Genomic DNA, 25,126 nt, shown 5'->3' with positions numbered 1-25,126 from the left:
GTCACCAGGTGACCGGGAACCACTCGATGCCGCCGTTCATCCGGTCGTGCCGCCACGGGATCTCGTCGATCGGCACCGCCGGCGCCAGCCCCGGCATCCGGGCCAGCAACGCGCCGAGCGACAGCTCCACCTGCATCCGGCCCAGCGCCGTGCCCAGGCAGAAGTGCGGCCCGAAGCCGAACGTCAGGTGCGGGACGGTGGGCGTCCGGTCGATGTCGAAGACGTGCGGCTCGGGAAACTGGCGGGGATCGCGGTTGCCGGCCCACGGGACCGCCATCACGCAGTCGCCGGCCCGCATCGCGACGCCGCCGAGGACCAGGTCCTCCCGCACCACCTGGACCCGGAACATGGCGCTCACCGACGTGTAACGCAGGATCTCGTCGGTCGCCGAGGCGAGCTTCTCCGGGGCCGCGCGCAGCTTCGCCAACTGCTCCGGGTGCTGGAACAACGCGCGCAGGCCGGCGCTCGTGGAGTTGATCTCCAGGCCGCCGAGCAGCACGCCCATGGCCAGCTCGACCAACTCGGCGTCGACGAGTTCGTGCGCGTCCTGACCGTGCACCCACGCCGAGAGCAGATCGTCGCCGGGCTCCGCCCGCTTGCGCGTCAGCTGCCCCGCCAGGTAGGCCCGCAGCTCCGCCTGCGCCCGCGCCGCGCCGTCCGAGCCGTACGCGGTGACCGAGTTCAGGCCGGAGATCCAGGCGTAGAACCGGGGCCGGTCGGCGGCCGGCACGCCGAGCACGTCGCACACCACGAACACCGGCAGCGGCGCCACCAGCCCGGCCACCACGTCGGCCGGGCGGGGACCGGCGAGCATGGCGTCGACGAGCCCGTCCACGATCCGCCGTACCCGGGGACGGAAGGTGGAGATGCGGCGCGCGGTGAACGCGCGGCCGGCGACGCGGCGCACCGCCGCGTGCGCCGGACCGTCCATGTTCAACTCCCGGGGGCCGGCGGCGCCCGGCGCCGAGGTGGCGCCCGGCGGGAGGCGGGAGAACCGGGGATCGGCCAGGACCGTGCAGCAGTGCTCGTAGCTGAGCACCAGCCAGGCCGGCCGCCCGTCGGGCAGCCGCACCCGACTGACCGGGTCGGCGACGACCATGTCGAGCAGGTCGGCGGGGAGGTCGCCGGTGAACGGCGCGAACGGATAGGGGCGCAGCGCGGAATTGACCGGCACCGGGTAAGACTCCACCACCCGTTAGTCCGGCGTCAATATCTATTGACGACGCGACGACCTTCCGCGGACGGACTCCGATCGCCTAGCATCTGTGGTCCAGGACTGCCGTTTCGCGCGCGGATTGGTGGCATTTGACTGCGGCCATGCGAATTCTGATGTCGACGTGGGGCTGGCGGTCGCATTTCTACGGCCTGGCCCCGCTCGGGTGGGCGCTCCAGGCCGCCGGGCACGAGGTGCGGGTGGCCAGCCATCCCTCGATGGCCGCCACGATCACCGCGGCCGGGCTGGCCGCCGTGCCGTTGGGCGCCGACGTCGACTTCGCCGAGGCGTTCGCCGGCCGGATCGGCGCGGTGGGCCCGCTGGACCGGGCCGCACCGCCGGGCCACGTCGAGCCGGAGATCACCGCCGACGGCGGCGTGGTCCGGTTCGCCGACGCCCTCCTCGACGAGCTCGTCGAGTTCGGCCGGGCCTGGCAGCCGGACCTGCTGGTCTGGGAGCCGTTCAACCTGGCCGCCCCGGTGGCCGCCGCCGCGCTCGGCGTACCCGGCGTGCTGCACCTGTGGGGGCCGGACTCCTCGGTGACGCTCCGGCTCGACCCGGAGTCGGTGATCGGGCCGCTCGCCGCCCGGTTCGGCCTCGCCGCCGGCGACGTGGCGCTGAACGGCGCCCTGACGCTCGACCCGGCGCCGCCGCCGCTGCAGGTGCCGATGACCCGCCCGGGCCGACCGGTGCGCTTCGTGCCGTACAACGGGACGGCCGTGGTGCCGCCCTGGCTGCGCCGCCCGGCGGACCGGCCCCGGGTCTGCGTCACCGCCGGCACCATGATGGCCGGCGTCGGGCTGCACGACCGGCTCGACCTGGCCCGGGTCGTCCGGTCCGTCGCCGAGCTGGACGTCGAGGTCGTGGTGGTGGTCGAGCCCCGCCAGCAACGCGGCCTGGGACCGCTGCCGGCCAACGTGCGGCTGGCCGACGCGCCGCTGGCGTTGCGGCTGGTGCTGCCGACCTGCGCCGCGCTCGTGCAACAGGGCGGCGCCGGCACCACCATGACGGCGCTCGCGTACGGCGTGCCGCAGCTCATCCTGCCGCAGGTGACCGACCACCACTTCAACGGCGAACGGCTGACGGTCACCGGCGCCGGCGCCTGCCTGCCGCCCGCGAACGCCGGTGACGCCGTGCTGCGGGACGCCGTCGGGGACCTGCTCGGCGACGGGCCCGCCCGGACGGCGGCGACGCTGATGCGGGACCGGATCGCCGCGCTGCCCAGCCCCGCCGACGTGGTGCCGGCGCTGGCCGCCCTCGCCGAGCGCACCCCGACCTGACCACCACAAAGGAGTCGCAGATGACGCAGCAGCAGCCTGTCCCGTACCCGCTCGCTCCGGCTCCCACCATCTACCACCCGTCACCTGACTACACCCGGCTGCGCGAGACCTGCCCGGTGGCCCGCGTCGAGCTGCCCGACGGGGCGTCGGCCTATCTCGCCACCCGGCACGCCGACGTGCGGCGGGTCTTCACCGACCAGCGGTTCAGCCGGGCCGCCGCGGCCGGACCCAACCGGCCGACCCGGGAACTCGGCTCGCTCGCCGAGGACTCGCTCATCGGCATGGACCCGCCCCGGCACACCACGATGCGCCGGGCGGTGTCGCACGCCTTCACCGTCCGCCGGGTGGAGGAGCTGCGCCCCACGGTGGCCGCGCTCGTGGACGCGATGATCGACCGGATGGAGGCGGCGGGACGCCCGGCCGACCTGATCACCCACCTGTCCGCGCCGCTGCCGATCTACGTGATCAGCAAGCTGTTCGGCATCCCGGAGGCGGACCAGGAGCGGGTGCGGGAGTGGTCCGACGCGCTCGTCGGCGACTGGGACGCCGACCCGGCCGCGCCGCAGGCCGCGCTCGACGCCTTCCGCGAGATGATCGTCGAGCGCCGCCGCCGGCCCGGCGACGACCTGATGAGCGCGCTCATCGCCGCCTGGGACGAGCACGACGACCTCACCGAACGGGAGCTGGTGTCGGTCACCGCCGGCATCTTCGTCGGCGGGCACGAGACCACCACCAACCAGCTCAACCTGTTCCTGCTCGTGCTGGCCCGCCACCCCGAGCAGTTGGCCGGGCTGCGCGGCGACGACCCGGTCGCGGTAGCCCGCGCGGTCGAGGAGCTGTCCCGCTTCATCCAACTCGGCGACAACGGCGTGCTGCTGCCCCGGGTGACCACCGAGGAGGTGGAGCTCGGCGGCGTACGCCTGCCGGCCGGGTCGGCGGTGATGCCGGCGATCGCCTCGGCCAACCGGGACACGACGGTGTTCCCCGGCGCGGACACGCTCGACCTGGACCGCGCGCACAACCCGCACCTGGCGTTCGGCGCCGGCCCGCACCACTGCCTCGGCGCGGCGCTGGCCCGGATGGAGTTGCAGGAGGCGCTGGGCGCCCTGCTGCGCCGGCTGCCCGGCCTGCGGCTCGCGGTCGACGAGGCGGAGCTGCGGTTCCGGCCCGGCCTGGTGGTACGCAGCCTGGAGTCGCTGCCGGTGACCTGGGACGACAGGTGAGTGGCCGACCGGCGGTCAGCGCCGACCGGCCGGTCAGTCGCCGGTCGACCCGGGGGTGACCCGGGTCGGCGCGCCGGCGTCGAAGGCCGCCTCCACGGCCACCTCCTCCACGCCGCGCAGCAGCCGCTCCGCCTGCGCCTCGGTGAAACACGCGAAGTCGAAGATCACCTGGAGGAACACCGTGTCCGGCTGGTCCTCGACGGTCAGGAACACCTGCTCGTGGAGGTGGTCCAGCGGGCCGTCCCAGACCAGGAACGTCTCGTCCGCCTTACGCCGGACCGCCTCCACGGTCACCGGCTCGTCCCGGACGCCACCGTCGGCCGCCGCGCGGGTGGTCACCCGCCGGTCGTTGATCCGGCAGGTCACCCGCGCCGGATAGCCGCGCTCGGTGTCCAGCCCGGCCTCCAGGTCGGTGAGCCCCACCGGGTCGTAGTAGGCGTACATGCCGGCGGTCACCGAGGCCCGGCGGGCCCGGGCCACCACCTCGTCCACCGTGGCGCCGGCGGTGTCGACGGTCAGCACGCCGTTCTGACTCAGCGGCGCGATCGCCTCGGCGAAGCCCGGCCGGAACCGGTTGCCCACGATGAGTTTCGCGGTGAGCGGGCTGACCCCGGTGGCCCGGCCGATCGCCACGGCGATGACCGCCAGCAGGACGCGCGAGGTGTCCGTCCGGGTCCGTCGTGCGATGGCCCGCACCGCCAGGTACGCCGCGGGCGAGCTGAACCGGCCGTGCCAGTACCGGTGCCCCTGCCGGCCGCCCGCGGTGGGCTCGCCGAACGTCAGCGGCGCGATGGACCGCAGGTGCGACGCCCAGTGCCGGACCGCGCGGTCGCTCACCCGCCGCAACGGCGGGGTCGCCTCCCGCCGCCCCAGGTCGAGGATCTGCACGGTACGCGGGTCGCGGGCGCGACGGACCGCCGGCATGGCCAGCCCGAGGTCGGCCAGGAGCAGCGAGGTGGCGGTGCCGTCCACCACGAGATGGTCGAACGTCAGCACCCGGTGCACGAGCGCGCCCCGGTGCCGGACCACCGCCATCCGCACCGACCAGTCCCGGTAGAGGTCGTACGGGGCCAGCAGGCGGGCGTGACCGAGCTGGTAGGCGAACGCGGCCACGTCGGCCGGGTCGGCGTCGTCCGGGACGTCCACCACGTCCAGGACCGTCTCGCCGGAGCCCGACACGACCTGGCACGGCCCGCCCCGGTCGTCGACGCCGAGCCGCATCCGCAGCGCCGGGTGCCGGGCCATCAGGTCGGCCAGCTCCGCCGCCATCTGCTCGACCGTGACGCCCGCCGGCAGGGGGTGCGCGCCGGAGACGTTGTGCGTCCACCCGGTCTCCCGCATGTCCTGCATGATCGCCTTCTGTCCCCAGGTCAGGGGCGCGGCGCCGGCGCCCGCACCGGCGAACGGAACGGGGACCTGCGCCTCGGCCGTCTGCGCGATCATCGGCCTATCAGAGCAACGCGTATCGGCCGATGTCAACGTCCGATCGGAGCCGTTACGCTGCCGTCCATGCGGGACGCCGTACGGGTCTGGATCCTTCCGGTCGCGGCGTCGCCCGCCGAGCTGGCCCGGTGCCGGGCGGTGCTCGACCCGGCCGAGAAGGCACGTGGCGCCGCGCTCGGCGACGAGGCGCTGCGGGACCGGTTCGCGGTCGCGCACGGCGCGCTGCGGCTGCTCGCCGCCCGGACCGTGGGCGCGCCGCCGGAGGCGCTCACCTGGCGGCCCGGCCGGCACGGCAAGCCGGCACTGACCGGGCCGTGGGCCGGCGCGCACACCAGCCTGTCCTACTCCGGCGACCTCGTCGCGGTGGCGGTCAGCGCCGACCGCCCGGTCGGGGTGGACCTCCAGCACCCGCCCGCCGGTCGGGACCCGGTGCCCCTGGCCGCGCGCTTCTTCCACCCCGGGGAGGCGCAACACGTGGCCGGCGGGGCCGACGCCGCCGAGCGGGCGCACCGGTTCACCCGGCTGTGGGTCCGCAAGGAGGCGGCGGTCAAGGCCGCCGGGGGCCGCCTCTGGCCCAATCTGGCGGTGCCGGTGCACCCGGACGACATGGTCACCTGCGTCGACGTGCCCGCCCGGCAGCGCCTGACCGACCTGGCCACGCCGGCCGCGTACCGGGCGGCGGTGGCGCTCGCCGGTGACGCCGCGTACGCGGTCGAGTTCCACCCGTTGACACTCACCGATCTTCTTTGCTCTGATGACTCCATGTTGGAGCGCACGCGCGACCCGCGGGGCCATCGGTGCTAGGGCACGACACGTCGACCACGTCCCCGTCGCGCGAGCGGATCGTCGCCTGCCTGACGGCGTTGCTGACCCGCATGCTCAGGCCAGCCACCCCGGTCACCGAGCGGACCCAGTTGATGGACGAGCTGGGCCTCAGCTCCTCGCTGGCGCTGGAGCTGCTGCTCGAGCTGGAGGACGAGCTGGAGATCCAGATCGACGTGGAGGATCTGGACGAGGACCAGATGGCCACGCTCGCCGACCTGGCCGACCACATCGTCGCCAACTCCACCCCGCGTTGAGCATGCCCACCAGCCTGAGCGTGGTGGTGCCCGCGCACGAGAACGGCGCCGCCCTCGACGCCACCCTCGACTCGCTCACCCGGCAGACCCTGCCGCGCGACGACTTCGAGGTCGTCGTCGGCGACGACGGCTCCGCCGTGCCGCTGCGCCCGATCGTCGAGAAGTACGCCGACCGGCTCACCGTCGACTACGTCCGCAGCGAGCACAACCGGGGGCGCAGCGCCAACCGCAACGCGGCGGCGGCCCGCGCCCGCGCCGACACGCTGATGTTCCTGGACGCCGACACGGTGGCCCACCCCCGGCTGCTGGAACGGCACCGGGACTTCCACGCCGCACGCGCCGGCCGGCCCGGGGTCCTGCTCGGGGCCCGCCACGACCTGGACTGGGCGGGCGCGGACGCGCTGCGCCGGGGCGAGCCGGTCGAGCCGGCGATGCTGGACGCCGAACGCGGCGACCCGCGCCTGGAGGACACCTCCCACCCGCAGCGGATGCGGGACTTCCCGAGCGCGCCCTGGGTGCTCGGGTTGACGCACAACGCCTCCGTCGACCACGAGTCGTTCCGCCGGGTCGGCGGCTTCGACGAGGCCATGGTCAAGTGGGGCTTCGAGGACCTGGAGTTCTTCTACCGGGTCTTCCACCTGCACGGCGCCCCGCCCGAGCTGTTCCGGCTCGACGTCGACGCCCTCTCCTACCATCTCCCGCACTTCCGCCGGACCACAAACGGGCTGGCCTCGATGGACAACATGAAATACCTGCTGCGCAAACACCTGCGCTACGACGTCGAGGTGCTCTACGCGATCAACACGTTCGGCCGGCACCTGGGCCGCATCCGCCTCTACGGCGACGCGATCGACGCGTACCGCCGGGGTGGGCTGGGGCGACCGGCGGCGCTGCCCGCCGCGGTCCGCGACGAGCTGGCGACCGCCCGGGCACTGGTCGTCGGCAACGGCGTGTCCACGCTGACGCTCGGCGCGGGCTCGCACACGTTCGACCACGCGGCGCCGCCCGACGACACCAACTCCCACCTGCTCGGCACCGTCCTGCAACAGTTCAAGACCGGCTCGCTGGACCTGATCGTCAACGTGGACCTGTGGCGGTGCCTGCTCCCCGAGGACCTGCCGGCGTTCCTGACCCGGGGGCTGCTCAAGGCCGACCGGATCGAGCTGGTCGCCACCCACAGCGACCTCGACCAGCGGGCGCTGCTGCCGGTGCCGTTCGTCGCCGACCTCGACTACGTGGTCGACATGCTGACCCCCCACTTCACGCTCACCGCAACCACCCACCCCACCGCCACCGTCCTCACCCTCCGCTGACCCGGCCGGGGGTTCAGCCGGGCGACGACGCCGGGTGGCCCAGGACGAGGCTCACGTTGTGGCCGCCGAAGCCGAACGAGTTGGACAGGACGGCGTCCACCGCGGCCTCCCGGGGCTTGCCGCGGATGTGGTCGACGTCGCCGGCCGGGTCCGGGTCGTCCAGGTTGTGCGTCGGCGGCAGCAGGCCCCGCCGCAGCGCCTCGACGCCGATGGCCGCCTCGATCACGCCGGAGACGCCGAGCATGTGCCCGGTCACGCCCTTCGTCGAGCTGAGCGGCGGCGAGTGCGCGCCGTACACGTCGGCGAGCGCGGCCAACTCGGCCGCGTCGCCGGCCTTGGTGCTGGTGCCGTGCGCGTTGACGTATCCGATGTCGTCGGGACGCAGGCCGGCGTCGCGGACGGCCATCCGCATGCAGTGCGCCGCGCCCGCGCCGTCGGGCCGCGGCGTGGTCGGATGGTACGCGTCGTTCGTCGCGCCCCAGCCGAGCACGTCGGCGTGGCGGCGGGCACCCCGCGCGGCGGCGTGCGCGGCGCGTTCCAGCACCAGCACCCCGGCGCCCTCACCGAGGACGAGGCCGTTGCGGCGGCGGTCGAACGGCCGGCTCGCGACCGTCGGGTCGGCCCAGCCGCGAGCAAGCGCCCGGGCGTTGCCGAACGCGTCGGCGAACGCCGGGAACAGCGGCGCCTCCGCGCATCCACAGAGGACCACGTCCGCCTCGTCGGCGCGCAGGATCCGCAGGGCCTCGCCGACGGACTGGGCGCCGGCCGCGCACGCCGTACCGATGGACGAGGTGTAGCCGCGGATGCCGTACGTGATGGCGATGCGTGCCGCACCCATGTTCGGCAGCGTCCCGGGCAGCATGTACGGGCTGACCCCGAACCGGCCCCGCCCGGCTCGCTGGAGCACCTGGTCGGCCAGGGTGGACAGGCCGCCGACGCCGGAGACGATGACCGCCGCCCGGTAGGGGTCCACGTCCCGGCCGATGCGCAGTCCCGCGTCGGCGAGCGCGTCGCCGGCCGCGCGCAACGCCATGACGATCGAGCGGTCCACGACACGGGACTCCGGGCCGGGCAGCACGCTCGCCGGGTCGATCGGCGGGGCGAACGCGGCGACGTCGACCACCCCGTGGACCGGGTGGTCGGCCGGCGGCCGGGACAGCCCGGACCGCCCGTCGCACACCGCGTCGAACACCTCGCCCGAGGTCGCGCCGACCGGGCTCACCAGCCCGATGCCGGTGACCGTCACGGGCTCGCGCACGCCGCGACGCCCGGTCAGTGCGCCGACGCCGGTTGGATGCGCTGGTCCACCGCCCGGCAGAACTCGGCGAGGGTCATCATCGCGAGCATCTCCGCCTCGTCGTCGTCGAACGCCACCCCGAACCGGTCCTCCACCCGCACCGCCAGCTCGGCCAGGCCGAGGGAGTCCACGTCGAGGCCGGCCGGGCCGAACACGGTGTCGTCGTCGACGTCACTGACGTCGTATTTCATCTCGGTCAGAGCGGCGAGCAGGAACGCGCGGATCTCATCGGTCATGGCCGGTGTGTCCTTTCCACAGCGTGAAATTGACCTTACTCAATCGGCATGGTTTGGCAAGGCGCCGATCGGCCGGTGCCGGGCCGGCGCGGTCAGTCGCACCGGCAGGCGGTCGTACCCGCGCAGCATGAGCTGGCGTCGCTCGCCGGGCTCGGCGGCAAGCGCCAGCGCCGGGAAGCGGTCGAGCAGGCGGGGCAGGACCAGCCGGCCCTCCGCCCGGGCCAGGGCCGCGCCGAAGCAGTGGTGCGGCCCGGCGCTGAACGCCAGGTGCCGGTTGTCCGGCCGGGACGGGTCGAACGAGTCGGGATCGGGAAACCGGCGCGGATCCCGGTTGGCGGCGCCGGTCAGCACCACCACCGTCGCGCCGGCCGGCACCGGCAGGCCGGCGACCTCGGTGTCGGCGGCGGCGTACCGGAGCGCGAAGTGCACCGGCGGCTCGTACCGCAGGATCTCCTCCACACAGGACGCGGCGAGCGACGGGTCGGCGCGCAGCGCGGCCACCGTGTCCGGACGCTCCAGCAGCAGCACCAGGCCGCTGCCGAGCAGGTTCGCGGTGGTGCGGAACCCGGCGTTGTACATGATGATCAGGTTGGCCAGCAGCTCGTCGGCGGAGAGCTGGTCGGGGTCGCGGTCGCGGATCCCCACCAGGGCCGAGACGAGATCCTCGCGCGGGCGCGCCCGGCGCTCGGCCAGCAACCCGGTGAAGTACGCGGTCAGCTCCGTCGCCGCGACGTTCGCGGCCCGCACCTCCCGCATCGAGCGGCGGCCGATCTCCAGCACCGCGTCGAACGTCCGGACCCGGGCCGGGAACCACGCCCGGTCCCGCTCCGGCACACCGAGCAGCTCCCCGACCACGTCACTCGGCAGGCGCAGCGCGAACGCCTCCATGAAGTCGACCGGCCGGCCGGCCGCGCCCGCCGCGTCGAGCCCGTCGAGCAGTCCGTCGGCGATCCGCTCGATCGCCGGCTCCAGCGCGACCACCCGGCGCGGGGTCAACGCCTGGCTGAACAGTTGCCGGACCCGGAGGTGGTCGCCCGGCGCGGCGTTCAGCATCGACGTCTGGAGGATCCGGATCGCCGGGTGCGCGCGCCAGCGGATGCCGGCCCGGTCCAGGTAGTCGCCGCCGAGCACCCGGAAGACCGGATCCCGCAGCACCCGGTTGACCGCCCGGTAGCCGTGCACGACAAGGGCGTGCGGGTCGTCGGGCCGCAGCGCGACCGCCTCACCCAGGTCGTGCAGCCGGGCGTAGAACGGGTAGGGGTCGCGCCGCACCTCCTCGCCGAGCAGGTCGTCGAGGGAGATGGAGACACCCATGGCCGCTCCTCGTGAGGCACCGACGTGCCGTGACCCTAGAGTCACCGACACCGATGTGTCCACGGGGTCCCACGATCGGTCCCGTGGCCCGCCCGATCCTGGATCGGTCAGCGCGGCGGCCGGCCGATCGTCAGGGTGGCCAGCAACGCCGGATGGTCGGTCGACCCGCGCATGTCCACCGACCGGCGGCAGCAGATCGTCACGCCGGTCGTGGTCAGCAGATGCTGCCGCGCACCGTCGTCGATCCGCCGGTAGTCCGGCGGCACGCACGCCCGCACGTCCGGCTCGCCGCCGGCCCGCAGGTTGAGGTCGCCACCGAGCACGGTCGGCGCGGGACCGGCGTCGTGGCGGACCGCCGGGACCACCGCGTCGAGCAGGTGCCCGCACTGGGCCAGCGCGACCGCCCCGCTGGTGTTCGCCAGGTGGGTGGTACAGGCGTGCAGCAGTCCGGCGGACCCGACGCAGAGCCACACCCGCTCCTCCGGGTCGGCGCGGTCCTGCGTCGGGTAGGTGCCGCGACGCACCACCGGCCGGGCCCCGCCGGTGTCGAGGCGGACCAGCACGCCGATCCCGTACGGCTGCCCGTTGTGGCAACGGGTGGCGGCGCCGCTGGGCCGGTCGCCGGCCGCCTGGAACGCGGACACGACCGTACCGCCACGGTGGACGGCGGCGAGCGACCGTTCCAGCGCGCCCACGTCGTCCCGGCAGATCTCGTTGAGGGTGACCACGTCGGGCCGTTCGGCGGCGATCACCTCGCCGGCCCGGGACACGGCCCGACCGGTCCAACAGCCCGCACGTCCGCTGTTGCAGAGGTTCATCTGGAGCACCCGGAGCGTCCCCGGGCCGGTGGCGCCGGCCGTCGACGACCCGGCGGGCAGGCCGGCCACGACGAGCAGGCACACGACGGCAAACGCCCGGCGGATGCGCCGGGGGGCGCGGGTGGCGGGCTGCGGGGCTCCGGCGGGCATCGGTGGGATGCCCATGATCCTACTGCCGGCCCACGGTGGTTTCCGAGGGTGCGCCGCGCGGGCATGAATGCCGTACCGGTGGGAGGAGTGACGGCAGTGATCGTGAGTGGATATCTGGGCGCGGTGCTCATCGGCGCCCTCATGGGCCTGCTCGGCCGGCTGGTGCTGCCCGGGCGGCAGCGCATCGGCGTCTTCGCCACGTTCGTCATCGGCGTCGGCGCGGCGGTGCTCGGCACCGTCGTCGCCCGCTGGGCCGGCGTCGCCGACGACGCCCCGGTGCGGCTCTGGGTGCTGCGCTGGGACTGGATCGTGCTCGCGCTCCAGGTCGGCTTCGCGGTCATCGGCGTCGCGGTGGCGAACGTGCTCACCTACACCCGGCTCGCCGGCGGTGACGAGGAGACCCGCCGCCGGACCAGCCGGGGCCGGGCCCGGAGCTGACCCGGGGCCGGTGGGCGGGACCGGCGGCGGTCTGCAACAGCGTGCTCTTGCCGGAGCCGGACGGCCGTGTCGGTGGTCGTCATCGGACTTGCGGTCAACATCCTGGTGGCCTCTCTCCGTGTCCTCGCCGGTGGGGCGAGAACACACCAGGATCGCTAGGGAGACGGCGGTCCGATCACGATCCCGCGAGCTGGTACAGCCTGCGCTACCGCCGACTGTCGTGCCTGCGGGATCGTCCGCGCCGCGCGGCCGGCCTAGCGTCGACGGTGTCGTCCGGACATCCCCGAGGGAGGCCACCATGACTGATCCGTATCGCATCACCGAGGCTCCGGCCGCCGCGCCGGGGAGGCCGGGCGCCCGGCTGCGCCCGCTGCTGTGGCTCGCGCTCTTCGTCAGCGCGGCGGCCAACGCGGTGCTGACCACCGCCCTGGACACCCCGTGGGTGGGCTCCGGGTTCGGCCTGGTGGCGATGCTCTGCGCGGCGGCGCTGATCGTGCACCACCGCCGCCACCGGTGACCGACGGTCAGATCGGGAACCGGCCGGTGCACCAGCGCCAGTGCCGGCCGGCGGTCAGGTGGTCGACCACCGCGCGTTGGAGCGCGGTGTGGCGGGGCAGCCGGTGCAGCGGCGTGTCCAGGGTGCGGAACACGAACCGCACCACCTCGACGTCGGCGTCGATGCCCTCCGGCTTCTCGTAGGGATCCAGCGTGAAGCGCCGCTGGAACCGGACGATGTTGGAGTCCGCCGGCAGGTATTCGCGCAGCTGCGGGTCGAGCAGCCAGGAGCCGCAGGAGAACTCGGTGTGCGACTCGTCGGGAAAGTGGCGCGGGAAGAACGCGCGGGCCTCGTCGAGCGACGCGTCGATCGCCTCGGGGGTCAACGGCCCCGCCTCGGGGATGTGCAGGCCGATGGTGTCGCCGCGCTGGTGCTGCAACCGGCCCAGCTCGTAGAGGCCGCCGCGCAGGTGCAGCGTCAGCCAGCTCTGCATGACCGGCCAGCCCGTACCGCCCATCCGCCGGTCGACGGCGAGGTTGCGGCCCAGGTCCGCGAGCGTCGCCCAGGACACCGCGTCCGGGACGCCGTGGTCGCGGTGGTAGGCCCGGACGACGTCGACCAGGGCCAGGTACGCGTACACGTAGAGGTGCCGCCAGGCGGGACCGCGCTCGCGTGGCAGCGCCGGGCCGGGCGGCAGCCACTCGTGGCCCCCGAGGTCGGCGCGGACCAGGGCGGTCGAGCGGTCGAGCAGCCAGCGCAGCTCCGGGGTCCACAGCGGAGAGTCGGGCTCCGGCCAGCCGGCCATGATCTCGTCGGCGTCGTCCGGCGGCACCCCGAGCCGGCGCAGGAGCGCGGGCGCGTCGGCGCGGGCGGGCAGCGGGGCCGACGGCCGGTCGGCGGCGAGCCGGCGCACCCGGTCGACCTCCTCGACCGGCACCCCGAGCCGGACGGCGGTGTCCTCGGAATCCACGCCGACGACCCTACCGACGCCGGCGCCGCGCCCGGCGGGCCGGGGCCACGTGATGCGCGGATCAGGGCCGGGCGGCGTCGAGGAGGTTCTCCGTCCGGGCCAGGGCCGCGGCCCCCAGCAGGTGCGCGGACGCGCCCAGGGAACCGGAGGAGATCCGGACCGAGGCGGCCATCATCGGCGGGGTGTACTGGTCGACCGCCTCCCGGATGCCCGCGGCGATGATGTGCGAGGCGGCGCCCAGCGCGGCGTCCACGACGACGGCCTGGGGGTCGACGAACACCACGAAGTCGGCCACGCGACGGCCCAGGGCGCGGCCGAACCCGCGTAGCGCCCGCATGATCCCGAGTTCTCCGGCGGCGGCCGCCGCGTCGAGGTCACCCACGGTGAAGGTGCGGCCGTGCGCGGTGGCCAGTTCGCCGAGCAGCGCCGGGATGCTCGTGCTCTGCCAGAAGCAGCCCCGGGCCCCGCACTCGCAGAGCTGTCCGCCGTCGTCGGCGTGGAGGTGCCCGATCTCGCCGGCCAGGCGGGAGCCGCCCCGGTGCAGCCGGCCGCCGATGACCAGGCCGGCGCCGGTGCCGTTGGTCAGGGAGATGTGCAGCACGGTGTGCGCGCCGGCGCTGTCCCCGTGGACGGCCTCGCCGAGCGCGGCCAGGTTGGCGTCGTTCTCGCCGAAGACGGGCCGGCCGAGGTGTTCGGCGAGGACCTCCACGGCGGGCCGCCCGCCCCACTCGCGGAAGCGCCGCAGGTGTGACCCGCCGAGCGGGTCCGCGCCGGGCGGCGCGGCGAGCGGGGACGGGCCGGGGAGGCCGAGAACCGCGAGCGCGATGTCGCGGGCCGTCACCCCGGCGTCGGCGAGGGCCTGATCGAGCAGGCGCAGGGCAGCACCGGGCGGGGCGGAGTCGGCCGGGCCGGGCACGGCCGCCAGGACCTCGCCGTCGGGCCGCACGACCCCGCCGAGGAAGCCGTGGGCCGAGGCCACGACGACGGCGAGCAGGCCGGGTGACGTGGCGAGCGACCACGCCCGCGCGGGCCGCCCGCGCGTCGCCCGCTGGACCGGATGTTCCACCACCAGGCCGGCCACCCGCAGGCGGCGCAACGCGTGCACGGCGCTGCTGCGTGCCGCCGGCAGCTCGGCGCAGAGCTCGGCGACGGTGCGTCGTCGGCCGTCGGACAGCGCCCGCAGGACCGCTCGCGCGGTGCCCGTGGCACCGCTGTCGAGGTCCGCGTCGGAGGTCAGGGCCACAGCCGCATTTATAGCTGCTCCACCGGAATGGCGCTATCGCCAGCCTCCATTTACGACAACTTCGTCGTAAATAAAGCGGCCTGACCAGGCCCTTTTCGTCTATTGATTGTTTCTGGGGTGTTGCGTACCGTCCCTGCCAGGGCGCCCCCTTCCCGAAGCGGCGCGCACCGATCGGAGGGACCAGCAGTGTCGAAGCGAGCATTCCTGAGCGGGGCGGCCGTCATCGCCGGCGTGGCCCTGATCGCCCCCGGCAGCGCCGTCGCCAAGCCGCCCGGCGGGCACGGCGACGGAATCCGGAACGTCATCCCGATCACGCAGATCCTGTCCTACGGTCAGAAGGTCACGGCCGTCGCCGTCGAGTACTCGGCGACGGTGAACCCGCGGACCCTGGACGAGGACACCTACACCGTCTCGGACAGCCTCTACAACTTCCGCTTCAACCCGGTCGCGGACCTCACCGACCCGGCCAAGCGAGCGGACCGCACCATCACCGCCGTCTACACCAACGACACGCCGAGCCTGAACGGGGACCGGCAGTCCGACCGCGGCAGGTTCGTCGTCATCGAACTCGACAAGCGGGACCCGGGCGGGAACACCGTCATGGCGACCGGCAACTTCGTGACGATCAACAAGGACCTCCAGACGCGGGTCACGCAGAAGAAGGACGTCCACGCCCAGCCAGGCAAGGGCAAGGGGAACGGCCCCCGCCTGGCCGCCGGCTCCACCAAGGCCCACGGACCCACCCGACCCGCCGTCAACCTGCTCGCCGACGACTTCGTCTACAAGCGGTTCACCACCACCGGCGGCACGATGATCCCCTACGCCTACCACCTGCCCAAGGGCTACGACCCGGCCAAGCGGTATCCGGTCGTGGTGATCCTGCCCGGGCAGGGCATGGGCTTCAACGGAAGCAACGAGGGCGTCCAGGTCGCCGCGGACATTCCCGCCACCGCCTGGCTCCAGGAGGAGTGGACCGGCAGCACCGAGGACGTCATCGTGCTGGCGCCGCAGAACCAGCGGGTCGGCACCGCCGCCGCCCAGGCGGAGGTCATGGTCGAGCTGCTCACCGCCTTCACCGGGCAGTTCGCGGTGGACCAGGACCGGATCTACGCGTCCACGGTGTCGTACGGCTCGACCCTCGCCTGGTCGGCGCTCGCCACCCACCCCGGGCTCTTCGACGGCGCGCTGATCACCGGCGGCTTCGGTGCCAGCGAGGCGCAGGCCACCGCCATCGCCGCCTCGGCCACACCGGTCTGGGTCACCCACGGCACGCACGACCACCTGCTCAACGTGGTCACCACCGGGCAGGCCTCCTACAACCGGATCTGGAACGCGTACATCGCCCTGGGCAAGACCCCGGCCCAGGCCAACGCCCTGGTCAAGTACACCGAGTACGCCGACTCGGCGTTCTACGAGCCGGATCACCACCTCGCCGCCGCGCCCACCTACGAGGACCGCACCATCCTGCGCTGGCTGCTGGCCCAGTGACCCCCCACGCCTGACCCGCACCACCACGCCGGCCCCGACCGCTCCCCCGCGCGGTCGGGGCCGGCGTGGCACGTCAGCCGGCGGACACCGCTCCGACCGGGGACCGGAGCACCGCGCCGAGCCAGCGCAGTTGGCGCCGGACATGCACGGCCTCCCCGCCCTCGTGGCCGTTGAACGGGTAGGTGTGCAGCTCCCGGGCCGGTCGGTCCGCTCCCCCGGCGGACACGCCGTACTGGTCGTACGCCGCGAGACCGCCGCTCGGCGGGCAGACGGTGTCCCGCAGACCGATCCCGAAGTGCGCCGGCGCGGTGGCCCGCCGGGCGAAGGTGACGCCCTCGACGTAGGACAGGGTGCGCCGCACCGCCTCCTCCGCCTCGCGGTGCACGGCGAGATACCGGCCGATCTCACCGTAGGGCGAGGCGTCGGTCAGCTCGATGGCCCGCTGGATGTCGCACAGGAACGGGGCGGTGACAAGCAGCGCGGCCAGGCCGCCGACGAGACCCGCCACCGCGAGCGCGAGCCCGCCGCCCTGGCTGTTGCCGACCGCGACGACGCGGGTCGGGTCGACGCCGGGCAGGGCGCGGGCCGCGTCGACCGCGCGGACCGCGTCCGTGATCAGGCGGCGGTAGTGGTAGTCCTCCGGGGTCAGGATGCCCCGGGTGGCGATGGTGGGACCGCCGGGCGCGGCGTGCGGATCCGGGGTGTCCCCGGAGGCGTACAGGCCGGCCTGTCCACGGTTGTCCACGAGCAGGTGGGCGTATCCGGCCACCGGCCAGGTCAGCCGCTCGCCCGGCAGGCCCCGGCCACGGCCGTAGCCGGCGTACTCGACCACCGTCGCCAGTGGCGCGGGCACGCCCGCGGGACGGGTGTACCAGGCCCGGACCGGTTCGCCCGCGAAGCCGGCGAACGTCACGTCCCACACGTCGACCAGCCGCAGGTCGGTGGGCTCCGGCCGGACGTCGACGAGGACCGGCGTGGCCGCCGCGTCGGCGAGGGCGGCTTGCCAGAACCGGTCGAAGTCGGCGGGCTCGGCGACCGTCGGCGGGTCGCGCCGGAGTTGGTCCGGGGAGAGATCGATCGACGCTCTTGACACGCTGACGACGATACCCATAAATTTCCGAAAGGCTTACGGGGCATTACCGGAAAGTATCGGTCGCGCGCTCCGGTCAGGAGGGTGCGGGTGTTGTCCGAAACCGTGCGGCCGTCGCCCGAGGCGCGGCCCGGCACGTCGCCCCGGACGACGCGCGCCCCCGGCCGCCGGCCCGGGCGTCCGCCCTGGCGGCGGGCCCTGCGCCGGGACTGGCAGCTCTACTCGCTGGCGGTCGGGCCGCTGCTGTTCTTCCTGACCTTCCGCTACCTGCCGATGCTCGGCAACGTGATCGCCTTCCGGCGCTTCCAGCCCGGCGGCAGCCTGTTCGGCGAATACTGGACCGGCCTGCGCTACTTCCGGCTGTTCTTCACCGACCCCACGTTCTGGAACGTCTTCACCAACACACTCGTGCTGGGCGCGCTGACCCTGCTGTTCTGCTTCCCGCTGCCGATCGTGCTCGCGCTGCTGCTCAACGAGGTCCGCAGCCGCGTCCTCAAGCGATTCGTCCAGTCGGTGTCCTACCTGCCGCACTTCCTGTCGATCGTGATCGTGGCCGCCATGGTCATGCAGTTGCTGTCGGTGGACGGCACGGTCAACCAGATGGTCGGCGCCGTGGGCGGGAAACCGGTCCAGTTCCTCCAGCAGGCCGACTGGTTCCGCACGATCTACGTGTCGTCCGAGGTCTGGCAGACCGTGGGTTGGGGCACCATCCTCTACCTCGCCGCGCTCACCACCATCGACGGCGACCTCTACGAAGCGGCCCGGATAGACGGCGCCAACCGGTGGCGGCAGACCTGGCACGTCACGCTGCCCGGCATCCGGCCGACGATGATGACGCTGCTCATCCTCAACATCGGCACGTTCATGGCGGTCGGCTTCGAGAAGATCCTGTTGCTCTACAACCCGCTCACCTACCCGACCGCGGACGTGATCTCCACGTACCTCTACCGGGTGGGCATCGTCTCCGGCAACCTGAGCTACGCCGCCGCGATCGGCCTGTTCGAGGCCGTGATCGGGCTGACGCTCGTGCTGTCCGCGAACGCGATCTCGCGACGCACGGTGGGGACGAGCCTGTGGTGACCACGGCCGCCCGCGCACGGGGGCGGGCGAGCCGGCCGCGGGGTCCCCGGCCCACCCGGGGCTACCGGATCTTCCAGGCGGTCAACGCCGTCGTCCTGACCGGCGTCGTGGTGATCACCCTGTATCCGTTCCTCACCATCGTGGCCCGGTCGCTCAGCGACAACGCGTACATCGTCGCGGGTGAGGTCAATCTGGTGCCGCGCGGCTTCAACCTCACCGCCTACCGGGTGGTGATGTCCGACCCGACGTTCTGGGTCAGCTACCGCAACACCGTCTTCTACACCGTGGTCGCCACGCTCATCTCCGTCGTGCTGACCACCTGCTACGCGTACGTGCTGTCGAAGAAGCACCTGCGGGGCCGGACCGCGCTGGTCGGGATCGCCGTGTTCACCATGTTCTTCACCGGCGGCCTGATCCCCAACTACGTCCTGGTCACCAGCCTCGGGCTGAAGAACACCGTCTGGGCGATCGCGCTGCCGAACGCCATCAACGTGTTCAACCTGCTGGTGATGAAGGCGTTCTTCGAGAGCCTGCCGGTCGAGTTGGAGGAGGCCGCCGCGGTCGACGGGCTGAACACGTACGGCACGCTGCTGCGGATCGTCCTGCCCCTGTCCAAGGCGATGGTCGCCACCATGGTCCTGTTCTACGCCGTCTCGTTCTGGAACTCGTGGTTCGCCGCGTTCCTCTACATGGACCGGCAGGACCTGCTCCCGGTGACCGTCTATCTCCGCAACCTCCTGGCCGGCGCGACCGACGCCACGCAGACCGGCGGCGGCCTCGGCAGCGCCAGCGACGTCGTGCAGTCCGCCGCCACCATCCAGTCCGTGACCATCGTGCTGACGGTCCTGCCGATCCTCGCGGTCTATCCGTTCATCCAGCGCTATTTCGTCTCCGGAATCATGCTCGGCGCCGTCAAGGGATAGCCGCGCACGCACCAGCCCACCACTGGAAGGAACACCATGGTCCAGCTGTCCCGACGCCAGGTGCTGTTCGCCACCGGCGCAGCCGCCGTCGTCTCCCTGGCCGGTTGCGGCGACGACACCCCCGAGAAGAAGGACCTCGACCGCAACCGCGCGGGCGCGATGGACAAGTACGGCGTCGGGGACCAGTTCACGGCCACCGAGCCGCTCACCTTCTCGATCCTCTACAACAACCACCCGAACTATCCGCTCAAGACCGACTGGTTGTTCTGGAGCGAGCTGGCCAAGCGCACGAACGTCAAGCTGGACCCGGTGGCGGTCCCGCTCAGCGACTACGAGCAGAAGCGCAGCGTGCTCGTCGGCTCCGGCGACGCCCCGCTCATCATCCCGAAGACCTACCACCCGCAGGAGAACCAGTACGTCTCCTCCGGCGCCATCCTGCCGGTCAGCGACTACCTCGACCTGATGCCGCACTTCAAGGAGAAGCTGGAGAAGTGGAACCTCCAGCCGGAGATGGACACGCTGCGGCAGGAGGACGGCAAGTTCTACCTGCTGCCCGGCCTGCACGAGAAGCCGTGGCAGGACTACACGCTCGCGGTCCGCACCGATGTCCTGGAGCAGCTGAACATCCCGGCGCCGACCTCGTGGGACGAGGTCTACACGATGCTCAAGGCGATGAAGGCGGCCCACCCGGACCTCTATCCCTTCTCCGACCGGTTCGGCAAGCCCAACCCGGCCGGTAACCTGCTGAACATGCTCGCCCTCGCGTACGGCCTCCAGGGCGGCGGCTGGAACTACCAGCCGACGAGCTGGGACGAGAGCGCCGGGAAGTACGTCTTCACCGGCGGCTCGGACCGGTGGCGTCAGGTGGTGGAGTATCTCCACAAACTGGTCGCCGAAGGATTGCTCGACCCGGAGACGTTCACCCAGACCGACGACCAGGCCCGGCAGAAGCTCGCGAGCGGCAAGTCGTTCGTGATCAGCGCCAACGCGCAGTCCATCGTCAACGACTACCGCCCGGACAGCGCGAAGCTCAACCCGAACGCCCGCTTCAAAAAGATCATGTTCCCGATCGGTCCGGCCGGCCCGGTCAATCCGGCGGGCCGGCTGGAGAACGGCGTGATGATCTCCAGCAAGGCCCGGGACAGCAAGAACTTCGTGGCCATGATGCAGTTCATCGACTGGCTCTGGTATTCCGAGGCCGGCGAGGAGTTCGCCAAGTGGGGCGTCGAGGGCACCACGTACTCCCGGGACGCCTCGGGCAAGCGCACCCTCGCGCCGGACGTCGACGTGCTCGGGCTCAACCCCAGCGGCAGCAAGCACCTCCAGAAGGACTTCGGCTTCTACAACGGCGTCTTCGCCTACGGCGGCAAGCTCGACCTGGTGCAGTCGTTCTTCTCCCCCGAGGAGTTGGAGTTCCAGAAGGAGATGAACGCCCGCAAGCCCGCGCCCTGGGTGACCCCGCCGCCCGCGCCGCTCAGCGACGAGGAGCAGGAGCAGACCACGCTGTGGGCCACCGCGCTGAAGGACCACGTCACCGCGAACACGCTGAAGTTCGCCCTCGGCCAACGGCCGCTGAGTGAATGGGACGCCTACGTCGCCGAGCTGAAGGGCAAGAACGCGGAGGCGTACACCGAGTTGGTCAACAAGGCGTACGAGCGGTACCGCAAGAACCACGGCTGATGCGCGTCACCGTTCCCGAGCGGCCCACCGGCCGGCTGCCCGGTGCCTGGCGCGCGTGCGTCGGCACCGGGCGGTTCGACCTGGCCCTTCGGCGCGACTATCAGGACTCGCTGGCCCTCGTGCAGCGGGAGATCGGCTTCCGGCACATCCGCGGGCACGGCCTGCTCAGCGACGGCGTCGGTGTGCACCGCCCGTACGAGCACCGGGGCGAACGCCGGGTCCGGCACGCCTTCACGTACCTCGACCAGGTCGTCGACGCGTACCTCGACCTGGGCATCCGGCCCTTCGTGGAGCTGGGCTTCATGCCCTCGACGCTCGCCTCCGGCGAGCAGACGGTGTTCTGGTGGCGGGGCAACGTCACGCCACCGCGCAGCCTCACCGAGTGGGGCGAGCTGGTCCGGGCCACGGTGGCCCACCTGGTCGACAGGTACGGCCTCGACGAGGTACGCGGCTGGCCGATCGAGGTGTGGAACGAGCCCAACCTGACCGACTTCTGGCAGGACGCCGACCGGGCCGCCTACCACCGCCTGTACGAGGTGTCGGCGCACGCGGTCAAGGACGTCGACGCGGCGCTCCAGGTCGGCGGCCCGGCCATCTCCCCCGGGGCCGACGAGTGGTGGGAACCGTTCGCCGAGTTCGTCACCGACCGCGGGGTGCCCGTCGACTTCGTCAGCCGGCACGCCTACACCTCCGGCCCGGCGCGGCACGTGCCGTTCGGCACCCGGCAGGCGTTGGCCCCGGCGGCGGAGTTGCTCGACCAGTTCGCCGCGCCCCGCCGGCACCTGGCCGGGACGGCGCTCGCCGACCTCCCGGTGCACATCACCGAGTTCAACTCCTCCTACCGGCCGGACAACCCGATCCACGACACCGCCTTCCACGCCGCCTACCTCGCGCCGGTGCTGGCCGGCGGCGGGGACCTGGTCGACTCCTTCTCGTACTGGACCTTCAGCGACGTGTTCGAGGAGGCGGGCGTCCCCACCGCGCTGATGCACGGCGGCTTCGGCCTGCTCACCCACCGGCAGGTCAAGAAACCCACCTACCACCTGTACGCCTTCATGGCCCGGCTCGGCGACGCGGTGCTGGCGCGCGGGCCGGACCATCTCGTCACCCGCCACCCGGACGGCCGGGTCGCGGTGCTGGCCTGGGCGCCGGTGGACGTCACCGGCCGGGAGCCGGCGCCCGAGCGGCACACCCTCGCGTTGTCGGTCCCGCTCGGTCCGCCGGGCACCGCGTCGGCGTTCCAGCTCCGGTCGTCGGTGAGCGAGGACGCCGGCAACGCCTGGGCGGCCTGGCGGGAGCTGGGCAGCCCGCAGTCGCCCCGTCCCCGGCAGCTCGACGTGTTGCGGGAGACCGCCGAGCCGGCCCGCAGCCACCGGGCCCTGCCGGTCACCGCCGGGCGGGTCGACCTCGACCTGACCCTCGGCCGGCACGAGGTGACCCTCGTCGAGCTGACCCCGGTGGTGGACGAGACCCCGCCGTGGTGGGACGACCGGCTGCTCGACCCCACCGACGACCCGACCGACGACCCGCCGGCCGGCCCGGGGCCCGAGGTGCGGCCGTGAGCGACGCGGCGGGCAGCCGGCGGGAGTTCGGCGACGGGCCGTTGTCGCGGGCCGCCGCGGTCGTCTACACGCTGCTCGCGGTGGAGCTGTGGCTACTGCTCGGCGTGCTGCCCGGGCTGGTCGCGCTGGTGCTGCTCGACCGCGACGCCAGCAACCTCCCGCTGGTCGCGGTCGCGCTGCTGCCGGTCGGCCCGGCCGTCTCCGCCGCCCTGCACACCCTGCGCCACCAGCGGCCCGACCTGACCGACCTGCGCCCCGCCGCCGCGTTCCGCCGGGCCTACCGGGCCAACCTGCCGGGCGTGCTGCGGGTCTGGGCCCCGACGCTGCTGTGGCTGGCCGTCATCGCGGTGAACCTCGCCCACCTGCCCGCCGCGGCCGTACCGGGTTGGTGGGCGGCGCCGCTGGCGCTGGTCGGGGCGGGGGTGCTCCTGGCCGGGGTCAACGCCCTGGTGATCGTCTCGCTGTTCGACTTCCGCACCCGCGACGCGGTCCGGCTGGCCCTGTACTTCCTGGTCCGCCGGCCGGGCGTCACGTTCGGCAACGCCGTGCTGCTGGCCGCGGTCGCCGGCGTCACCGCGGTCCTGTCCGAGGCGACGCTCGCGTTGCTCGCCGCGCTCGTCGTACTGGCGCTCCTGCGGATCAACGAGCCGATGATCGACGACGTCCGGAGGGAGTTCACCTCGTGAGCGTGCCCACTGGCCAGGCCACCGCCCACCCCGGCGAGGTGACCTGGCACGCCGCCTGGCTGCCGCCGGAGGCGTTCCGGGCCCTCGGTTCCCGGGACGTGCTGGTGCACGGCGACGGTCCGCTCGTCGACACCGTCCTCGACGAGGTGACGCGGGCCTGCGCCAGGTACGGCGGCCGGGTCTGGCACTCCCCGCCCTGGGACGTGGACGCCGACCTGGTGCTCGCCTCGCGCGACGACGGTCCGGTCGCGAACGCGGCGGCGGAGGCGGCACGGCTCCGCGCCACGCCGGCCGTGGACGGTGTCGGCGACGGGTCCCTCGGCGACGAGGGCTTCCTGCTGGCCCGGGTGAACGGCGTGACGGTGGTGCTGGCCGACGCGCCGGCCGGCCTGCTGTACGGGCTGTTCCACGTGGTCCGGCTCGGCGCGGCGGCCTTCGACGACGACCGTCCCGCACGGCGGCACCAGCCCGCCCTGGCCCGGCGGATGCTCGACCACTGGGACAACGTCGCCGTGCACCAGGTGTCGGGGCAGATCGAGCGCGGCTACGCCGGCGGTTCGATCTTCTGGCACGACGGCGCCGCCCGGCGCGACCTGACCCGGCTGCGTGACTACGGGCGTCTGCTCGCCGCCTGTGGTGTCAACGCGATCTCGGTGAACAACGTCAACGTGCACGACACCGAGGCGCGGCTGCTGACCGACCGGCTCGACGACGTGGCCGAGATCGCGGACGTGCTCCGCCCGTACGGCGTCCGGGTGCATCTGGCGGTGACCTTCGCCGCCCCGGTGGTCCTCGGCGGCCTGCCCACCGCCGATCCGCTGGACGACCGGGTACGGGCCTGGTGGGTCGCCGCCACCCAGCGGGTCTACCAGCGGATCCCCGACTTCGGCGGCTATCTGGTGAAGGCCGACTCCGAGGGCCGTCCGGGCCCGTTCACCTACGGGCGCGACCACGCCGAGGGGGCGAACCTGCTCGCCGACGCGCTCGCCCCGCACGGCGGCGTGGTGCGCTGGCGGGCGTTCGTCTACGACCACCACCAGGACTGGCGGGACCGGTCGACGGACCGGGCCCGGGCCGCCCACGACCACTTCACCCCGCTCGACGGGCGGTTCCGGGACAACGTGATCCTCCAGGTGAAGTTCGGTCCGCTGGACTTCCAGGTGCGCGAGCCGGTGTCGCCGGTGATCGCCGCCATGCCGGCCACCCGGGTGGCGGTGGAGTTGCAGGTGACGCAGGAGTACACGGGCCAGCAGCGGCACGTCTGCCACCTCGGGCCGTGGTGGGCCGAGGTGTTGCGGTTCCCGCCGTGGGGCGAGGGCGGCGCAACGGTCGCCGACGTGGTCGCCGGGGACGCCGGTGGCGGCCTGGTCGCGGTGGCAAACGTGGGCGACGACCCGTTCTGGACCGGGCATCCGCTGGCCCAGGCGAATCTGTACGCCTTCGGCCGGCTCGCCTGGGATCCCCGGCTGGACCCGGACGCGATCCTCGACGAGTGGATCGAGCTGACCTGGCTGCCGACGACCACGGGCGATCCGGAGTTGGTACGCCGGACGCTGCACGCGATCATGGATGACTCCTGGCGCACCTACGAGCGCTACACCGCGCCGCTCGGCGTCGGCTTCATGGTGCGGCCCGGCCACCACTACGGGCCGGACGTGGACGGGTACGAGTACACCGCGTGGGGCACCTACCACTTCGCCGACCGCGACGGTGTCGGGGTGGACCGCACCCGGGCGACCGGGACCGGCTTCACCGGCCAGTATCCGAAGCCGTGGTCGGAGGTGTACGAGTCACTCCAGCGGTGCCCGGACGAGCTGCTGCTCTTCTTCCACCACGTCCCCTACCGGCACGTCCTGCACAGCGGGCGCACCGTGATCCAGCACATCTACGACACGCACTTCGCCGGTGTCGAGGAGGTGGCGGTGATGCGCCGGCGGTGGCAGGCGCTCGCCGGGGCGGTCGCGCCGGCGGTGTACGAGCGGGTGGCCGAACGCCTCGACGAGCAGTTCCGCAGCGCCGTCGAGTGGCGGGACCAGGTCAACACGTACTTCTTCCGCAAGTCGGGGGTGCCGGACGCCCACGGTCGCCGCATCCACTGACCCCG

At 73.2% G+C, this 25,126-nt stretch carries 23 protein-coding genes; 14 read left to right on the top strand and 9 right to left on the bottom strand.

Annotated features, from left to right (window positions below; all coding sequences use genetic code 11):
- Position 1: 1 nt before the first annotated feature.
- Entirely contained in the window at positions 2-1,174 is a 1,173-nt protein-coding gene (locus O7602_RS10870; protein ID WP_281588388.1) for a cytochrome P450, read from the bottom strand.
- A gap of 143 nt (positions 1,175-1,317) precedes the next feature.
- On the opposite strand from O7602_RS10870, the gene O7602_RS10865 reads away from it, so the two are divergent.
- Both O7602_RS10865 and O7602_RS10860 read left to right on the top strand, forming a co-directional pair.
- A complete protein-coding gene (locus O7602_RS10865) occupies positions 1,318-2,493 on the top strand; it encodes a nucleotide disphospho-sugar-binding domain-containing protein (protein ID WP_281588386.1) in 1,176 nt (391 codons plus the stop codon).
- 20 nt (positions 2,494-2,513) lie between these two features.
- Positions 2,514-3,716, top strand: a complete 1,203-nt coding sequence (locus O7602_RS10860) for a cytochrome P450 (protein WP_281588385.1) — start codon at positions 2,514-2,516, stop codon at positions 3,714-3,716.
- 33 nt (positions 3,717-3,749) lie between these two features.
- Here the strand turns inward: O7602_RS10860 and O7602_RS10855 are convergent, their stop codons facing one another.
- The gene (locus O7602_RS10855; RefSeq protein ID WP_281588383.1) at positions 3,750-5,159 is read right to left on the bottom strand and encodes a condensation domain-containing protein; all 1,410 of its coding nucleotides are present in this window, start codon (positions 5,157-5,159) and stop codon (positions 3,750-3,752) included.
- Positions 5,160-5,225: 66 nt separating this feature from the next.
- On the opposite strand from O7602_RS10855, the gene O7602_RS10850 reads away from it, so the two are divergent.
- The 3 genes from O7602_RS10850 (at position 5,226) to O7602_RS10840 (ending at position 7,551) form a co-directional block, all read left to right on the top strand.
- The gene (locus tag O7602_RS10850; protein ID WP_281588381.1) at positions 5,226-5,963 is read left to right on the top strand and encodes a 4'-phosphopantetheinyl transferase superfamily protein; all 738 of its coding nucleotides are present in this window, start codon (positions 5,226-5,228) and stop codon (positions 5,961-5,963) included.
- A gap of 71 nt (positions 5,964-6,034) precedes the next feature.
- Positions 6,035-6,238 carry a phosphopantetheine-binding protein gene (locus tag O7602_RS10845; RefSeq protein WP_281588379.1) on the top strand — a complete coding sequence of 68 codons (204 nt, stop codon included), beginning with the start codon at positions 6,035-6,037 and terminating at the stop codon, positions 6,236-6,238.
- A gap of 2 nt (positions 6,239-6,240) precedes the next feature.
- Positions 6,241-7,551, top strand: coding sequence for a glycosyltransferase (locus tag O7602_RS10840; RefSeq protein ID WP_281588377.1), 1,311 nt, complete (start codon positions 6,241-6,243; stop codon positions 7,549-7,551).
- 13 nt (positions 7,552-7,564) lie between these two features.
- Here O7602_RS10840 and O7602_RS10835 read toward each other — a convergent pair whose 3' ends face one another.
- The 4 genes from O7602_RS10835 to O7602_RS10820 all read right to left on the bottom strand — a co-directional run bounded on the left by O7602_RS10835 (position 7,565) and on the right by O7602_RS10820 (position 11,366).
- Positions 7,565-8,809, bottom strand: a complete 1,245-nt coding sequence (locus O7602_RS10835) for a beta-ketoacyl-[acyl-carrier-protein] synthase family protein (RefSeq protein WP_281588375.1) — start codon at positions 8,807-8,809, stop codon at positions 7,565-7,567.
- Between the two features lie 14 nt (positions 8,810-8,823).
- Entirely contained in the window at positions 8,824-9,084 is a 261-nt protein-coding gene (locus O7602_RS10830; RefSeq protein WP_281588373.1) for an acyl carrier protein, read from the bottom strand.
- 39 nt (positions 9,085-9,123) lie between these two features.
- Entirely contained in the window at positions 9,124-10,398 is a 1,275-nt protein-coding gene (locus O7602_RS10825) for a cytochrome P450 (protein ID WP_281588372.1), read from the bottom strand.
- 107 nt (positions 10,399-10,505) lie between these two features.
- Positions 10,506-11,366 (bottom strand): endonuclease/exonuclease/phosphatase family protein, encoded by an 861-nt coding sequence (locus tag O7602_RS10820; protein ID WP_281588371.1) that lies wholly within the window; start codon positions 11,364-11,366, stop codon positions 10,506-10,508.
- A gap of 96 nt (positions 11,367-11,462) precedes the next feature.
- On the opposite strand from O7602_RS10820, the gene O7602_RS10815 reads away from it, so the two are divergent.
- Together O7602_RS10815 and O7602_RS10810 are read left to right on the top strand one after the other, a co-directional pair.
- Positions 11,463-11,804 carry a GlsB/YeaQ/YmgE family stress response membrane protein gene (locus O7602_RS10815; protein ID WP_281588370.1) on the top strand — a complete coding sequence of 114 codons (342 nt, stop codon included), beginning with the start codon at positions 11,463-11,465 and terminating at the stop codon, positions 11,802-11,804.
- Positions 11,805-12,102: 298 nt separating this feature from the next.
- Positions 12,103-12,321, top strand: coding sequence for a hypothetical protein (locus O7602_RS10810; protein WP_281588369.1), 219 nt, complete (start codon positions 12,103-12,105; stop codon positions 12,319-12,321).
- Between the two features lie 7 nt (positions 12,322-12,328).
- On the opposite strand, the gene O7602_RS10805 is transcribed toward O7602_RS10810, so the two are convergent.
- Both O7602_RS10805 and O7602_RS10800 read right to left on the bottom strand, forming a co-directional pair.
- A complete protein-coding gene (locus O7602_RS10805; RefSeq protein WP_281588367.1) occupies positions 12,329-13,270 on the bottom strand; it encodes an acyltransferase domain-containing protein in 942 nt (313 codons plus the stop codon).
- Between the two features lie 61 nt (positions 13,271-13,331).
- Positions 13,332-14,513 carry a transcriptional regulator gene (locus O7602_RS10800; protein WP_281588365.1) on the bottom strand — a complete coding sequence of 394 codons (1,182 nt, stop codon included), beginning with the start codon at positions 14,511-14,513 and terminating at the stop codon, positions 13,332-13,334.
- Between the two features lie 186 nt (positions 14,514-14,699).
- Between O7602_RS10800 and O7602_RS10795 the strand changes: the two genes are divergently transcribed.
- A complete protein-coding gene (locus O7602_RS10795) occupies positions 14,700-16,001 on the top strand; it encodes a hypothetical protein (RefSeq protein WP_281588363.1) in 1,302 nt (433 codons plus the stop codon).
- Between the two features lie 73 nt (positions 16,002-16,074).
- Here the strand turns inward: O7602_RS10795 and O7602_RS10790 are convergent, their stop codons facing one another.
- Complete coding sequence (locus O7602_RS10790; RefSeq protein ID WP_281588361.1) at positions 16,075-17,112, bottom strand: acetylxylan esterase; 1,038 nt, start codon at positions 17,110-17,112, stop codon at positions 16,075-16,077.
- 69 nt (positions 17,113-17,181) lie between these two features.
- On the opposite strand from O7602_RS10790, the gene O7602_RS10785 reads away from it, so the two are divergent.
- The 6 genes from O7602_RS10785 to O7602_RS10760 are packed head-to-tail and all read left to right on the top strand — an operon-like array spanning position 17,182 to position 25,121.
- Entirely contained in the window at positions 17,182-18,171 is a 990-nt protein-coding gene (locus O7602_RS10785) for an ABC transporter permease subunit (protein WP_281588359.1), read from the top strand.
- Positions 18,168-19,094, top strand: a complete 927-nt coding sequence (locus tag O7602_RS10780; protein ID WP_281588358.1) for a carbohydrate ABC transporter permease — start codon at positions 18,168-18,170, stop codon at positions 19,092-19,094. Before O7602_RS10785 ends, O7602_RS10780 begins: the two co-directional genes overlap by 4 nt.
- 36 nt (positions 19,095-19,130) lie before the next feature.
- Positions 19,131-20,774, top strand: coding sequence for an extracellular solute-binding protein (locus O7602_RS10775; protein WP_281588356.1), 1,644 nt, complete (start codon positions 19,131-19,133; stop codon positions 20,772-20,774).
- On the top strand, positions 20,774-22,336 hold the full coding sequence (locus O7602_RS10770) for a xylan 1,4-beta-xylosidase (protein ID WP_281588354.1): 1,563 nt from the start codon (positions 20,774-20,776) through the stop codon (positions 22,334-22,336). Before O7602_RS10775 ends, O7602_RS10770 begins: the two co-directional genes overlap by 1 nt.
- A complete protein-coding gene (locus O7602_RS10765) occupies positions 22,333-23,022 on the top strand; it encodes a hypothetical protein (RefSeq protein WP_281588352.1) in 690 nt (229 codons plus the stop codon). Before O7602_RS10770 ends, O7602_RS10765 begins: the two co-directional genes overlap by 4 nt.
- The gene (locus tag O7602_RS10760) at positions 23,019-25,121 is read left to right on the top strand and encodes an alpha-glucuronidase (RefSeq protein WP_281588350.1); all 2,103 of its coding nucleotides are present in this window, start codon (positions 23,019-23,021) and stop codon (positions 25,119-25,121) included. The genes O7602_RS10765 and O7602_RS10760 overlap by 4 nt, the downstream gene beginning before the upstream one ends.
- Positions 25,122-25,126 lie beyond the last annotated feature (5 nt).

This window comes from Micromonospora sp. WMMD1128 (genome assembly GCF_027497235.1).
In the GTDB taxonomy this organism is placed as follows: domain Bacteria; phylum Actinomycetota; class Actinomycetes; order Mycobacteriales; family Micromonosporaceae; genus Micromonospora.
This window is presented reverse-complemented; position numbering and strand designations above follow the sequence as displayed.